The following is a 13,385-nucleotide window of genomic DNA, read 5'->3' on the forward strand; positions in this document are numbered from 1 at the left end:
TCTTGGACGCTGCCGGTGCGGGTCGGGCAGAGTAGCCATGATCCACCGACGGGCCCGCGCGGGCGGCCGGGCGCCGATCGGTCGAGCACCGGGTGGCCGGGTGGCGGACACGCGGCCCGTCAGCCGTTACCGAGGAGCAGCCACAGTCATGACGCACACCGAAACAGACCTCTCCGAGACCGACCTCCGGCACCTTGAGCGCTGCGTCCAGCTCGCGGAGGAGGCGTTGCGGGAGGGGGACGAGCCCTTCGGTTCGCTGCTCGTCAGCGCCGACGGTGAGGTACTGGCGGAGGACCGCAACCGCGTGCACAGCCTTGATGACGCCACCCAGCACCCGGAAATCGAGCTGGCCCGCTGGGCGCGGGCCCACCTCACGCCGCAGCAGCGTGCCGCGGCCACGGTCTACACCTCGGGAGAACACTGCCCCATGTGTTCCGCCGCGCACGGCTGGCTCGGTCTGGGCCGCATCGTGTACGCCCACTCCGCTGTCCAACTGGCGGACTGGCTGGCCGAGTTGGACGTACCGGCCGGACCGGTACGGTGCCTTCCCATCGAGGACGTCGTACCCGGCCTGCCGGTCCAGGGGCCCGCACCCGGCCTGGCCGGCCGGATGCGTGAACTGCACCACCGCTTCCAGGCCATGCGGCGTACGGGCCCGCAGGCAGCCGGCTGACGCGTCCGTTCCGGTGGCCCGGACCGGACGCGACACTCGGTCACTCGGCGGCGGCGACACTCGCCTACTCGGCGACGGCGGCCCCGGCCTACTTGGCGATGGCCGCGGCTCCGGCCTTGGCGAACTTCTCGTCCAGGTCGCCGCTGGGCGCACCCGCGACACCGATGCCCGCCACCGGGGCGCCCTTCGCGGCGACGGGGGCGCCGCCCGCGAGGAACAGCGTCCCGGGGATGTCCTTGAGCGTGGGCGCGGACTCCAGGCGCTTGGTCAGCTCGGAGGTGGGCGCGTTCCAGGACACCGCCGTGAAGGCCTTCTTCTCGGCCGCCTCGTAGGACTGCGGGCCCGCACTGTCACCGCGCAGGGTGACCAGGGTGTTGCCGTTGCGGTCGACGACCGCGACGGACACCCGCTGGTTCTCCTTCTTCGCGGCCTTCAGCGCGCCCTGTGCCGCCTGCACGGCGGTGTCGATGCCCAGGTGGGTGGAGTTGACCAGACCGTCGCTGTTCGCCTCGGCCTTCGCGGCGGTACCGGCCTGGCCGGCGGCGGGGGAGGCCTGGGCCGAGACGGCACCGGCCGTACCGGCGACCAGCGCGGCGGCGACGGCCGTCCCGGCGATCAGACGGGTGCGCTTCGAGACCTTCTTCACGTGCTTCATGAGACCGACTCCAGAGTGTGGTGTGTGATGTCCGGTGACGTGATCCATCCTGGTTCCGGGACCGGCGGCAGGGCGTCGGCCCACCGGCTCCACACACCGGGCGGACCGGACGACGCCGGGGTCATCCGATCGGTTGACCCCGCACCCGGCCTTTCGGGGTCACCCTGGACGTACGGCACGTCCGCGCGGGCGTGGGACCTGCTGGAAGGAGACCCGGAGGTGGCGGTACCGCACCGGCAGCACACCGTGGCCGATCCCGACGCCGGCCGGCTCGGCACCGTCATGCACGCCGCGTTCTTCGTGCTGCTCGGCGCCTCGCTGGTCCGGTTCCTGGTCCGGCACCCGGGCGAGCCGCGCACGCCGTGGATCATCGCGCTGTCGGCCGTACTGGCCGTGCTGTACGTCCTCGTACCGGCGCTGCGGGGCCGGCTCATGCCTCGCCGGCTGACCCGGCTGACCTGGCTGACGCTCGTCGTCGGGGTCTGGGTGGTGCTGGTGGTGCTCGCGCCGAGCTTCGCGTGGTGCGCGGTGCCGCTGCTGTACACGGGGCTGCGTACGCTGCCGCCGCGCGCCGCCGTCGCCCTGGTCGCGCTGCTCACCGTCTTCGTCGTCGCGGCCCAGCTGAAGCTGGCCGGCTGGGCCGACCCGAACCTGCTGCTCGCACCGCCGGCCGTGGCCGCCGTCGCCACCGCCGTCTTCGTCCACATGCAGCGGCAGTCGGCCCGTCAGCGCGCCCTGATCGACGATCTCGTCCGTACGCGGCGCGACCTGGCCGCCACCGAACGCCGCGAAGGTACGCTCGCCGAGCGCCAGCGGCTCGCCATGGAGATCCACGACACGCTCGCCCAGGGCCTTTCCAGCCAGCGCATGCTTCTCCAGGCCGCCGACCGGATCTGGCTCTCGGACGCGGAACAGGCCCGCGGTCACGTCCGTTCGGCCGCCGCGGTGGCCGAACGCAACCTCGCCGAGGCCCGGCGCTTCGTCCACGACCTGGCACCGGCCGACCTGGCCGACGGCGGCTCCCTCACCGAGGCGCTGCGTACGCTCGCCACCCGGGAGAGCACGGCCGCGCTGACCGTGCGCTGCCACATCGAAGGCACGCCCACCGCGCTGCCCGACCGGGTCGAGGCGACCGTGCTGCGCATCGCCCAGGGCGCCCTGGCCAATGTGCGCGAACACGCCGGCGCGACGACCGCCACCCTCACCCTGACCTGCCTGGACGACCAGATCGTGCTCGACGTCGCGGACGACGGCCGCGGCTTCGACCCCGGTGCCACTCCCGAGCCCGCCGCCGGCCGCCACGACATGCGGGGGCACGGCCTGCCCGCCATCCGCGCCCGGCTGCGCCAGGCGGGCGGCACGCTGACCATCGAGTCGGCGCCCGGCGAGGGCACCGTACTCTCCGCCTCGATTCCCCTGAGCCCCCTGAATCCCCTGAACCCTCCGGAGCAACCGTGAGTACGCCGCCCTCCGCCACCCCGGCCCCCGTACGGCTGCTGATCTGCGACGACCACGCCGTCGTACGGGCCGGGCTGCTCGCCCTGCTGGGCAGCGCGCCGGACATCGAGGTCGTCGGTGAGGCCGGCAGCGGCGAGGAAGCGGTCGCGCTGGCCGCGAAGCTCGTACCGGACGTGGTCCTCATGGACCTCCAGCTCGGCCCCGGCATCGACGGCGTCGAGGCCACCCGCCGCATCACGGCCCTCCAGGACGGAGCCCCGTACGTGCTGGTCCTCACCACCTACGACACCGACGCGGACATCACCCGCGCCATCGAGGCCGGGGCCACCGGCTATCTGCTCAAGGCCGAGCGGCCCGAGGAACTGTTCGCCGCGATCCACTCCGCCGCGCAGGGCCGCACCGCGCTGTCGCCGCCCGTCGCGGGCCGGGTCATGGCCCGCATGCGCAGCCCGCGCCCCACCCTCACCGCCCGCGAGCTGGACATTCTCGGCCAGCTCGCCCACGGCCTGGGCAATCGCGACATCGCGCGCACGTTGTTCATCAGCGAGGCCACCGTGAAGACGCATCTGGGCCGCATCTACGACAAGCTCGGCGTCGACACCCGAGCCGGTGCGGTCGCAGTCGCCAAGGAACAACGCTTGCTGCCCTGATCCGGACGGTGCCTCGATCCGGGGCGGTGCCCTGAATCGCGGTGGCTCCGTGAATCGCGGCGGGGGAGAGCCGGTAGCTGTTCGCAGTTCGCCGGACGTGGTGCGGGTGACGGCCGCCACGGCCGTCCGCCGTCCGGCTTTGTATCCTCGGCAGGCGTCATCCGCCGAAGATCACGCATCGTGAGCAAGCGCGCCACCCGGGAGAGGACACCGTATGACCACCGAGCTCAGCCCCGACGCCCTGACCGGACTTCTTGACCGGGCCCGCCAGGACTACCAGGACCTCGTCGGACGCGGGCTCTCGCTCGACCTCACCCGCGGCAAGCCCGCGCCGGAGCAGCTCGACCTCGCCGAGGGCCTGCTCAGCCTGCCCGGCGACGGACGGCACATCGCGGCCGACGGCACGGACGTACGCAACTACGGCGGCCTGCAGGGCCTGCCGGAGCTGCGCGAGATATTCGCCGAGGTGCTTCAGGTGCCGGCCGCGCAGCTGCTCGCGCTCGGCAACTCCAGCCTGGAGCTGATGCACGACTGCCTCGTGCACGCCCTGCTGGGTGTGGTCCCGGGTGCGGAGTCGCGGTGGGCGGACCAGGAGCGCATCGCGTTCCTGTGCCCGGTGCCCGGTTACGACCGGCACTTCTCGCTCTGCGAGCGGTTCGGTATCGACATGATCGCGGTGCCGATGACGCCCGAGGGCCCGGACATGGACGTCGTCGAGCGGCTCGTCGCGGAGGACCCCGCGGTCAAGGGCATCTGGTGCGTACCGAAGTACAGCAACCCCACCGGTGACAGCTACAGCGACGCGACCGTGGCCCGGCTCGCCGCCATGCCGACCGCGGCCCCCGACTTCCGCATCTTCTGGGACAACGCCTACGCCGCGCACCACCTCACCGACGAGCCCGTCGAGATCGCCGACCTGCTCGCGGCCTGTGCCGAGGCCGGCAACCCCGACCGGGCCTTCGTCTTCGGCTCCACCTCGAAGATCACCGCGGCGGGTGCGGGCGTCGCCTTCTTCGGCTCGTCGCCGGAGAACGTGCGGTGGCTCTTGGCCAACAACTCCAAGCGGTCGATCGGCCCGGACAAGATCAACCAGCTGCGCCATGTGCTGTTCCTGCGCGACGCCGACGGGGTGCGGGCCCACATGGAGCGCCAGCGCGCCCTGCTCCAGCCCAAGTTCGAAGCGGTCGCGCGGATCCTGGAGGCCGAGCTCGGCGGCACGGGCCTCGCGACCTGGACGTCCCCCAAGGGCGGCTACTTCGTGACCCTCGAAGTCCCGGACGGCTGCGCCAAGGAGGTCGTACGCCGCGCCGCCGAGGCCGGCATCGTGCTGACCCCGGCCGGCGCCACCCACCCGTACGGCGATGACCCGCGTGACGCGGTCATCCGGATCGCCCCCAGCTACCCGGGCCCGGCCGAACTGGAGCAGGCGATCGAGGGCCTCGCCACCTGCGTCCGCCTGGTCGGCTACGAGAAGCGCGCCGCCTGAGCCGTTCCACCACCACCTACAGTCCTGCGGGGCTGCGTCCTCCGGAGGACGCAGCCCCGCAGCTCGTTCCGGTCCTGGAGCGCGGCAGGCCTCAGTGCGCCGCGAGCCTCTCCACCAGCCCGATTCCCCGCGCGAGCAACTCCCGCTCTTCGCCGGTCAGCTCCGCGTCAATGGCGCGCGCGAGCCAGTCCGCCCTGCGTCCCCGCTCCTCCTCCAGCAGTGTCTGCCCCGCCGGGGAGAGCTCGACCAGGCTCTTGCGGCCGTCGGTCGGATGCGCCCGGCGCGTGATCAGCCCCTGCTCCATGAGCAGTCCAACGGCTCGCGCCATGGACTGCGGGCGCACCCGCTGATCGGTCGCCAGTTCGCTTGTCGTCATCGCGCCGCTTCGGTCCAGCGCACCCAGGACGGCCACCTGGCCGAGCGGCATCTGGTCCTCCAGCTTCACGCGCCGCGTGAGCTTTCCCATTGCCGTGCGCAGTTCGGCCGCGACGGCGGCGGATTCCGGAAGGGGCATACCGAATGTTAACGCAGCACAGCTGCACAGCAGAACTGCGCAGTAGAACTTCGCAGCAATACTGAACAGCAAAACTGAACAGCATTGCTGTAGAGTGCTTCGCGCCGGGTTCCGCGTCACCGTCGCCGCAGCCGAACCCCGGCCTGCATGCGACAACGGGAAGGGCTCCCATGACAGCCATCACCTCCGTCACCGGCCGCAGCGTCCTCGACAGCAGGGGCAACCCCACCGTCGAAGTGGACGTGGAACTGGCGGACGGATCCATCGGCCGGGCCGCGGTCCCCTCCGGCGCATCGACCGGCGCCCGCGAGGCCGTCGAACTCCGCGACGGCGACCCGGCCCGCTGGCACGGCAAGGGCGTCGACCAAGCGGTACGCCACGTCAACACGGAACTCGCAGCCGCCGTCGCCGGTCGCGAGGCCGAGGACCAGGCCGGCCTGGACGCCGCGCTCGTCGCCGCGGACGGCACCCCCGCCAAGTCCAGGCTCGGCGCCAACGCGATCCTCGGGGTCTCCCTGGCCACCGCCAAGGCCGCGGCCGCGGCCCACCGCCTGCCGCTCTACCGCTACCTGGGCGGCTCCGACGCCCGGCTGCTGCCCGTACCGATGATGAACATCGTCAACGGGGGCGCGCACGCCGACAATCCCCTGGACTTCCAGGAATTCATGATCGCCCCGATCGGCGCGGAGACCTTCGCCGAGGCCGTGCGGATGGGGTCCGAGATCTTCCACACCCTGCGCCGCGACCTCCTCGCCGCCGGGCACTCCACGGGCGTGGGCGACGAGGGCGGCTTCGCGCCCGCCCTGCGCACCGCCGAGGAGGCCCTCGACTTCGTGGTGGCCGCCGTCGAGCGCACGGGTTACCGGCCCGGCACGGACATCGGCCTGGTAATGGACCCGGCGTCGTCCGAGTTCTTCCGCGAAGGCGTCTACGACTACAGCGGGGAAGGAGTGCGGCGCACGCCCGCCGAAAACGCCGACTACCTGGCCAAGCTGATCGACGCGTACCCCATCGTGTCGATCGAGGACCCGATGGCCGAGGACGACCTGACGGGATGGCGGGATCTGACCGCGCGGGTCGGTGCGTACTGCCAGCTCACCGGCGACGACGTGTTCTGCACGAACGAGACCCTGCTGCGCGAGGGCATAGCCTCCGGCGTCGCCAACTCGGTCCTGGTGAAGGTCAATCAGATCGGCACCCTGACGGAGGCCCTGGCCACCGTCAACGCCGCCCACCGGGCGGGCTGCACCGTCGTCATGTCGCACCGCTCGGGAGAGACGGAGGACACGACGATCGCGGACCTGGCGGTGGCCACGGGCTGCGGCCAGATCAAGACCGGATCACTGTCCCGCTCCGACCGCACCGCCAAGTACAACCAACTCATCCGAATCGAGGAGCAGTTGGGGGACAGTGCCCGGTACGCGGGTGCGGAGGCGCTGCGGCTGCGCCGCTAGCCGTATTGACCCGCAGGTTGTTCACGCGGCGTCGGCCTCCGCGTGGACGGCGGCCGGAGCCGGGGCCGGGGCGCGCAGTACGGTGGCCGTGCAGGCGGCGACCGCGCACAGCGCGGCGGGCAGCAGGAACGTGAGGTTGAGCGGGGCGAGGTGGGTCAGCGGCCCGATGACCGCGGGCCCGGCGAGCATGCCGAGGTAGCCGAGTCCGGCCACGCGTGAGACGTTCACCCCGGCCGCGTCCTGGTCGGCGTGGCCCGCCGCGCTGAACAGCTGCGGGATGCAGCCGGACAGTCCGGTCCCGAAGACGGCCCAGCCCACCAGCGCGAGCGGCACCCACGGCGAGAGCGCCGCCACCGTCAGGCCGACCCCGCCGAGGGCTGCGCCGTAGCGGAGCACGGCCACCGCGCCGAATCGGCCCGCCACCCGGTCGGCGAGGAACCGGCCGACGGTCATGGCGGTGGAGAAGGCGCCGTACGCGAAGGCCGCGGTGGCGGCCGGCGCGTCCAGTACGTCCTTGAGGTGCAGCACGCTCCAGTCGTTGGCGACCCCTTCGCAGAGCATCAGCATCAGCGCGAGCACGGCCATGAACCAGATGCGCCGCGGCGTCCGGGCGCGGCGCGCCGCCCCGGCGCCCGGAGCCCTACCGGCGTCCGAAGCTGCCCCGGCGTCCGAAGCCGCCCCGGTCTCCGAAGCCGCCCCGGCCGGGTCCGTCCCGGCGGCGGTGCGCTCCGGCCGCAGCAGTCCGCCGGTCGCGGCGCCGGCCGCGACGACACCGAAGAGCGCCACTCCGTCGAGGGTGGCCGCGGGGCTCCAGCCCCAGCTCAGCGTGCGGGCGCCGATGAGCGCCGCGAGGACGCCACCGATGGAGAAGGTGGCGTGGAAGGCGGACATCACGGGGCGGCCGTACCCCCGCTCGACCTGCACGGCGTGCGCGTTCATGCTCACGTCGAGGCAGCCGTTGCCGAGGCCGAGCAGCAGCAGGGCGCCGGCGAGCGCCCAGGCGCTGCCGGCCAGACCCGGCAGGACGACGGCCGCGCTGCACAGGGCGGCGCTGAGCGGCACGACCGTCCGCGCGCCGAGCCGGTCGGTGAGCGGTCCGGCCAGCTGCATGCCCGCGAAGGCTCCCAGGCCGAGCAGGAGCAGGAGCCAGCCCAGCACCGCGTGGCTGATCCCCGTCCGCTGCTCGATCGTGGGGATGTGGACGATCCACATGCCCAGGAGAAAGCCGTTCAGGGCGAAGTAGGCGAAGGTGGCCACTCGGCCGTACCGCAGAGATCTCTCCATGCGGCGAACTTATCGAACAAACACGATGTTCGTAAGCTTGCTTTACGAACATCTTGGATGTTCTATCGTGGGGTGGCAACGACAGCGAGCACAGACCGGCTGAGGCGCATCACCGAGGCCGTACGCGAGGCGGGCCGGATGGGCGTCGCCGAACTGGCCGAGCTGACCGGCGCGTCGGAGATGACCATCCGCCGCGATCTGGAAGCACTGGCCGGCCAGGGCGTCCTGGAGCGCTACCGCGGTGGCGCGCGCAGTCTGCTGCTGCGCGGCGAGGAGCCGCCGTTCGCACTACGGGCCCAGGAGGGCGTCGCCGCCAAGAGGCGCATCGCCGCCGCGGTCGCCGGCCTGCTCACCGATGGCGAGTCCGTCGTCCTCGACAGCGGCACCACCTGTCTGGAGGTCGCCCGCGTACTGGAATCCAGGCGGCTGACAGTGATGCCACTGTCCCTGCACGCGGTCAACGCACTGACCGGCGCGCCACGTCTGACCCTGCTCGTCCCCGGCGGCCGCCCCCGACCGGGCGAGCTGGCACTGACCGGCCCCCTGACCGAGGCATCGCTCGCCGCCCTCCGCTTCGACACCGCGGTCATCGGCTGCTGCGGCCTGACCGCGGCGACCGGGCTGACCGCCTACGATCTGGAGGACGCCGCGGTCAAGCGCACCGCGATCGCCTCGGCCCGCCGCGTCATCGCCGTCGCCGAGGCGGACAAGCTCTCCCGCACGGCCCTCGCCCTGGTCACGCCCGTCTCCGCCCTGCACACCGTCATCACCGACGAGTCGGCGCCGGACGAGGAGACGGACGCCCTGACCGCCGCGGGCGTGACGGTGCATCAGGTGTGACCGTGCCACGGTACGCGAACCACGGCACGCAGAACTGCGTGACCGTGCCGACCGCGCATGCGTACAGCACCGTCCCCGCGCCGACGGTTCCGCCGAGCAGCCAGCCGACCGCGAGCACGGTGATCTCCATCAGGGTGCGGACCAGCCGGAGGGAACGCCCGGTCGCGGCGGCGGTGCCGGTCATCAGCCCGTCCCGCGGCCCCGGGCCGAGGCGCGCTCCGACGTAGACGGCCACGGACAGCCCGTTGAGGAGCACCCCGCCGGCCAGCAGCGCGATCCGGGCCGGCAGCCCGAGGTGCTGGGGGAGGAGCAGGAGACCGAGGTCGGCGGAGCCCGCCAGCACGACGATGTTGGCGGCCGTGCCGAACGTCGGCCGCAGTCCGAGCGGAATCCACAACACCAGCACGAGAACGCCCAGTACCGCACTGACCGTGCCGAAGCTCAAGGACGTACGCTCCGCCAGCCCCTCGTACAGCACACTCCATGGATTGACGCCCAACGAGGCCCGCACCAGCACCGAGAGGCTGAAGCCGTACAGGGCGAGGCCGGCGAACAGCTGAGTCAGCCGGCGCAACGGCCGCTCGCGGAGGGAGAGATAGGTGAGCGGTGGCAGGTCCCCACGCGGTGGTAGCCGTTTCCCCTGCTGTCCCTCTCCCTCTCCATGCCCCTGTCGCCTTCGCTGCCGTGCCATGCCCGTCGCCTCCGCAATGCGTCCGTGTGCCGAGCCCCTGCGGCCGGCCATTGCGGGCAACTCTGTACAGTGATCGGCTCGGTTCCCATGGCCAATCACGGAAGAATGGTATGGCTGACGCGTCTCCGCCCTCCCAGGCGCCTTCCGATGCCCCCGCGCATCAGCACACCGATGGCCCCCAGCACACCGATGGCACTCGTGCCACCCATGCCCCCGCGCACCGGCACACCCCTCCTCGGACATACCCCCGTGCGGACAAGGCCGGCCGCGCGGACCGCGTCCTCGGCGGCCGCCGGCTCGCCGCGATGCTGCCCGACCCGGCGGGCGCCCGGCCCGTCTACCGCCACCTCGCCCGGGCGATCGGTGCGCTGATCCTGGACGGACACATCGCACTGCACGTCAGGCTCCCCGCCGAACGCGAACTGTCCGCCGCCCTGAACGTCAGCCGGCCCACCGTCACCGCCGTGTACGACCTGCTGCGCGAAGACGGCTACGCACACAGCCGGCAGGGCTCCGGCACCTGGACGGCGCTGCCGGAAGGCCGTACCCCCAGCGGCGTCGCCCGCCTCCTCGGGCCGCGGGAGACCGCGATCGACCTGGCCAGGGCCGCCCCCGGCCTCCCCGAGGAGACGATCGTCGAGGCCCTCGCCCGCGTCGCACCCCACATGGCCGCGCACGTGCACACTCCCGGCTATCACCCCTACGGGCTACCGGAACTGCGCGCCGCCATCGCCGAGCGCTTCGTCCGACGGGGCCTGCCCACCCTGCCCGAACAGATCCTGATGACCGCCGGCGCGCAGCACGCCCTCACTCTCGTACTCGGCCTCCTCTGCAGGCCCGGCGACCGGGTCATGACCGAGAACCCCTCCTACCCGAACGCACTGGACGCCATGGGCCGTGCCGGGCTGCGTACCGTGTCGGTACCCGTGACCGAAACCGGCTGGGACGTCGAGATCGTCGAATCGACGTTCCACCGTACGGTGCCCCGACTCGCCTACCTCATCCCCGACTTCCACAACCCCACCGGCTGCCTCATGCCCGAGCACGAACGCGTCCGGGCCCTGCGCGCCGCGGAACGCTCCGGCGCCTGGCTGGTCATCGACGAGACCCTGACCGACCTCGCCCTGGACGGGCCGGCGCCGCCGCCCTTCGCCGCCCACGCCGCGCCGGGCTCCGGGGCCGGCCGGCTGATCACCATCGGCTCGATGAGCAAGACCCACTGGGCCGGCCTGCGCATCGGCTGGCTGCGCGCGCCCGCCCGGCTCGTCACCGAACTCGCCGGTCAGCGGGTCGCCACCGACATGGGCGGCTCGGTTCTGGACCAGCTCCTCGCCCTGGACCTGCTCGACCGGGCCGACGTGCTCCTGCCGGACCGCCTCCAGCAACTCCGGGACCGGCGGGCCGTCTTGGCGGAGGCGTTGACCCAACACCTCCCGCAGTGGCGCTGGCACCTGCCGCCCGGCGGCCTGTCGCTCTGGGCCGACCTGGGCGAACCCATCGCCACGGCCCTCGCCGAGCAGGCGTGGGAACACGGCGTACGCATCGAGAGCGGGGCCCACTTCGCCACGGACCCGGGCCTCTTCGAACAACGCCTCCGCATTCCCTACACCGCCCCGCCGGACACCCTCCGCGAGGCCGTACACCGCCTGGCCACCGCCCTCCCCGCCGCCCTGTCCCGGCCTGCTTCCTCCCGTCGTCGCCCCCACTGGATCGCCTGAGAGCCTGTGGGCCGCGCGCCGGCGGTGACGGGGACCTGGTCCGAGGTGACAGTGACCTGGTTTGAGGTGGCAGTGACCTGGTCCGGCATGCGGCTCACCGCCGCGCGAGCCACCGCTCATCGAGAGCGAGACCCTGCAACTCCTCCATAGATAGGGCAGGTTGGGCCCGCGCGGCGGGACGGCCCGGGGCCGGGGAGTTGAGGGCCATCACCACGACACGGAAGCCGTCCGGCCGCAGGGTATCCACCGTCCAGCCGACCGAACCCGCGCCGCCCTTCTGATCCGGGCCGTCCTCCTTCGTACGCAGGACCCGCGTACCGTCCGGCAGCGTCGTTGAACCCCACTTCCCCGCCCGTCGGACGTCCGGCTGTCCGGCCGTCTCACTCACTTGAGAGACGGCTGCGGCGGGGGAGGGGTGCGCGGAATTTCGGCTGTTTCCGAGGTCTCATGATCGGGTTTCGGTCATCCGGCGGGTCTGACGGGCCCGGTGGCGTGGTCGACCTCAGTGGCTGGAGCCCTCGACCTCGATCTCGGTGCGGTCGCCCGACCAGAGGGTGTGGAACGTGCCGTCCTTGTCGACGCGCTTGTAGGTGTGGGCGCCGAAGAAGTCGCGCTGGGCCTGCACGAGGGCGGCGGGGAGCCGCTTGGTCGCCAGCGAGTCGTAGTAGCTGAGCGCGGCGCTGAAGCCCGGGATCGGTACGCCGGAGAGCGCCGCCGTCGCGACGACGCGACGCCAGGCGGACTCCCCATCGGCGACGGCCTGTGCGAAGTAGGGGGCTTCGAGCAGAGTGGCGATGTCCGGGTTCTCGTCGTAGGCCTCGGCGATGCGGTTGAGGAACTGGGCGCGAATGATGCAGCCGCCCCGCCAGATCTTGGCGATCCTGTCCTTGTGGATGTCCCAGCCGTACTTCTCCGCGCCGGCGATGATGGCGTCAAAGCCCTGCGCGTAGGCGACGACCTTGGAGGAGTAGAGCGCCTTGGCCACGTCGTCGGCGAAGGAGGAGTCGACGCTCTGCGCTTCCGGCCGCGAGGTGACGACCCGCTGCACCGCTTCGCGCTGTGCCGGCTTGGCGGAGACGGCGCGGGCGAAGACGGCTTCGGCGATGCCGCCCACCGGGATGCCCAGGTCCAGCGCGTTCTGCACGGTCCACACGCCGGTGCCCTTCGAACCGGCCTGGTCGAGCACGATGTCGACGAACGGCTCACCCGTGGCGGGGTCGACCTGGCGCAGCACCTCAGCGGTGATCTCGATGAGGTACGACTCCAGAGAGCCCCTGTTCCACTCGGCGAAGACGTCCGCGATCGCCGCCGGCCGGTGGCCGCCGACCGTGCGCAGCAGGTCGTACGCCTCGGCGATCAACTGCATGTCGGCGTATTCGATACCGTTGTGAATCATCTTCACAAAGTGGCCGGCGCCGTCGGTGCCGACGTGGGTGACGCAGGGCTCGCCCTCGGCGACGGCCGCGATCGAGGCGAGGATGGGCCCGAGCGTCCGGTAGGACTCCGCGGAGCCACCCGGCATGATCGATGGGCCCTTGAGCGCGCCCTCCTCGCCACCGGAGATTCCGGCCCCGACGAAGTGGATGCCGGTGGGTGCGATCCGCTTCTCCCGGGCGATGGTGTCGTCGAAGTTCGCGTTGCCACCATCAACGATGATGTCGCCGGGTTCGAAGCGTTCGGCGAGCTGGTCGATCACCGCGTCCGTGCCCGCCCCGGCCTTCACCATGATGATCGCCGTGCGTGGCTTCGCCAGCGACGCGACGAAGTCGTCGACCGACTCTGCGGCGACGAATCCCGCCTCGGGATGCTCGGCGAGCAGCTCTTCCGTACGGGCATGGGTGCGGTTGTAAACGGCGACGGTGTTGCCCTCGCGGGAGGCGAGGTTGCGAGCCAGGTTCGAACCCATCACCGCCAGTCCGACGACGCCGATATTGGCTACCGATGTGTGCGTGTCCATGTGGC

At 72.0% G+C, this 13,385-nt stretch carries 12 protein-coding genes; 7 read left to right on the top strand and 5 right to left on the bottom strand.

Annotated elements, in window-relative coordinates:
• Window positions 1–148: 148 nt before the first annotated feature.
• A complete protein-coding gene (locus ACZ6WH_RS03470) occupies window positions 149–673 on the top strand; it encodes a nucleoside deaminase (RefSeq protein WP_469725634.1) in 525 nt (174 codons plus the stop codon).
• A gap of 88 nt (window positions 674–761) precedes the next feature.
• Here ACZ6WH_RS03470 and ACZ6WH_RS03475 read toward each other — a convergent pair whose 3' ends face one another.
• Window positions 762–1,319 carry a GlcG/HbpS family heme-binding protein gene (locus ACZ6WH_RS03475; protein WP_469726249.1) on the bottom strand — a complete coding sequence of 186 codons (558 nt, stop codon included), beginning with the start codon at window positions 1,317–1,319 and terminating at the stop codon, window positions 762–764.
• A 228-nt stretch (window positions 1,320–1,547) separates the two neighbouring features.
• Between ACZ6WH_RS03475 and ACZ6WH_RS03480 the strand changes: the two genes are divergently transcribed.
• The 3 genes from ACZ6WH_RS03480 to ACZ6WH_RS03490 all read left to right on the top strand — a co-directional run bounded on the left by ACZ6WH_RS03480 (window position 1,548) and on the right by ACZ6WH_RS03490 (window position 4,922).
• Window positions 1,548–2,786, top strand: a complete 1,239-nt coding sequence (locus ACZ6WH_RS03480) for a sensor histidine kinase (RefSeq protein ID WP_469725636.1) — start codon at window positions 1,548–1,550, stop codon at window positions 2,784–2,786.
• Window positions 2,783–3,436, top strand: coding sequence for a response regulator (locus ACZ6WH_RS03485; protein WP_469725637.1), 654 nt, complete (start codon window positions 2,783–2,785; stop codon window positions 3,434–3,436). Before ACZ6WH_RS03480 ends, ACZ6WH_RS03485 begins: the two co-directional genes overlap by 4 nt.
• Window positions 3,437–3,650: 214 nt before the next feature.
• Entirely contained in the window at window positions 3,651–4,922 is a 1,272-nt protein-coding gene (locus tag ACZ6WH_RS03490) for an aspartate aminotransferase type Ic (protein ID WP_469725639.1), read from the top strand.
• Between the two features lie 91 nt (window positions 4,923–5,013).
• Here the strand turns inward: ACZ6WH_RS03490 and ACZ6WH_RS03495 are convergent, their stop codons facing one another.
• On the bottom strand, window positions 5,014–5,436 hold the full coding sequence (locus ACZ6WH_RS03495; protein WP_361551305.1) for a MarR family winged helix-turn-helix transcriptional regulator: 423 nt from the start codon (window positions 5,434–5,436) through the stop codon (window positions 5,014–5,016).
• A 170-nt stretch (window positions 5,437–5,606) separates the two neighbouring features.
• Between ACZ6WH_RS03495 and eno the strand changes: the two genes are divergently transcribed.
• Complete coding sequence (gene eno, locus ACZ6WH_RS03500) at window positions 5,607–6,890, top strand: phosphopyruvate hydratase (RefSeq protein ID WP_469725640.1); 1,284 nt, start codon at window positions 5,607–5,609, stop codon at window positions 6,888–6,890.
• Window positions 6,891–6,911: 21 nt separating this feature from the next.
• On the opposite strand, the gene ACZ6WH_RS03505 is transcribed toward eno, so the two are convergent.
• Window positions 6,912–8,174, bottom strand: coding sequence for an MFS transporter (locus ACZ6WH_RS03505; RefSeq protein ID WP_469725641.1), 1,263 nt, complete (start codon window positions 8,172–8,174; stop codon window positions 6,912–6,914).
• Between the two features lie 72 nt (window positions 8,175–8,246).
• Between ACZ6WH_RS03505 and ACZ6WH_RS03510 the strand changes: the two genes are divergently transcribed.
• The gene (locus ACZ6WH_RS03510) at window positions 8,247–9,014 is read left to right on the top strand and encodes a DeoR/GlpR family DNA-binding transcription regulator (protein ID WP_469725642.1); all 768 of its coding nucleotides are present in this window, start codon (window positions 8,247–8,249) and stop codon (window positions 9,012–9,014) included.
• On the opposite strand, the gene yczE is transcribed toward ACZ6WH_RS03510, so the two are convergent.
• Window positions 8,941–9,588 carry a membrane protein YczE gene (yczE, locus tag ACZ6WH_RS03515; RefSeq protein WP_469725643.1) on the bottom strand — a complete coding sequence of 216 codons (648 nt, stop codon included), beginning with the start codon at window positions 9,586–9,588 and terminating at the stop codon, window positions 8,941–8,943. The two genes, ACZ6WH_RS03510 and yczE, sit on opposite strands and share 74 nt — an antisense overlap.
• 227 nt (window positions 9,589–9,815) lie before the next feature.
• Between yczE and yczR the strand changes: the two genes are divergently transcribed.
• Complete coding sequence (gene yczR / locus ACZ6WH_RS03520; protein WP_469725645.1) at window positions 9,816–11,423, top strand: MocR-like transcription factor YczR; 1,608 nt, start codon at window positions 9,816–9,818, stop codon at window positions 11,421–11,423.
• Window positions 11,424–11,925: 502 nt separating this feature from the next.
• Here the strand turns inward: yczR and gndA are convergent.
• Window positions 11,926–13,380 (bottom strand): NADP-dependent phosphogluconate dehydrogenase, encoded by a 1,455-nt coding sequence (gene gndA / locus ACZ6WH_RS03525; protein WP_469725647.1) that lies wholly within the window; start codon window positions 13,378–13,380, stop codon window positions 11,926–11,928.
• Between the last annotated feature and the right edge of the window lie 5 nt (window positions 13,381–13,385).

The sequence above is a fragment of the Streptomyces sp. NPDC050806 genome (assembly GCF_055586425.1).

Bases quoted from the DNA above. Each gene is read 5' to 3' on its own strand.
- ACZ6WH_RS03490 (WP_469725639.1), top strand. From the start codon at position 3,651: ATGACCACCGAGCTCAGCCCCGACGCCCTGACCGGACTTCTTGACCGG.
- gndA (WP_469725647.1), bottom strand. From the start codon at position 13,380: ATGGACACGCACACATCGGTAGCCAATATCGGCGTCGTCGGACTGGCG.
- eno (WP_469725640.1), top strand. From the start codon at position 5,607: ATGACAGCCATCACCTCCGTCACCGGCCGCAGCGTCCTCGACAGCAGG.
- ACZ6WH_RS03470 (WP_469725634.1), top strand. From the start codon at position 149: ATGACGCACACCGAAACAGACCTCTCCGAGACCGACCTCCGGCACCTT.
- yczR (WP_469725645.1), top strand. From the start codon at position 9,816: ATGGCTGACGCGTCTCCGCCCTCCCAGGCGCCTTCCGATGCCCCCGCG.
- ACZ6WH_RS03495 (WP_361551305.1), bottom strand. From the start codon at position 5,436: ATGCCCCTTCCGGAATCCGCCGCCGTCGCGGCCGAACTGCGCACGGCA.
- ACZ6WH_RS03505 (WP_469725641.1), bottom strand. From the start codon at position 8,174: ATGGAGAGATCTCTGCGGTACGGCCGAGTGGCCACCTTCGCCTACTTC.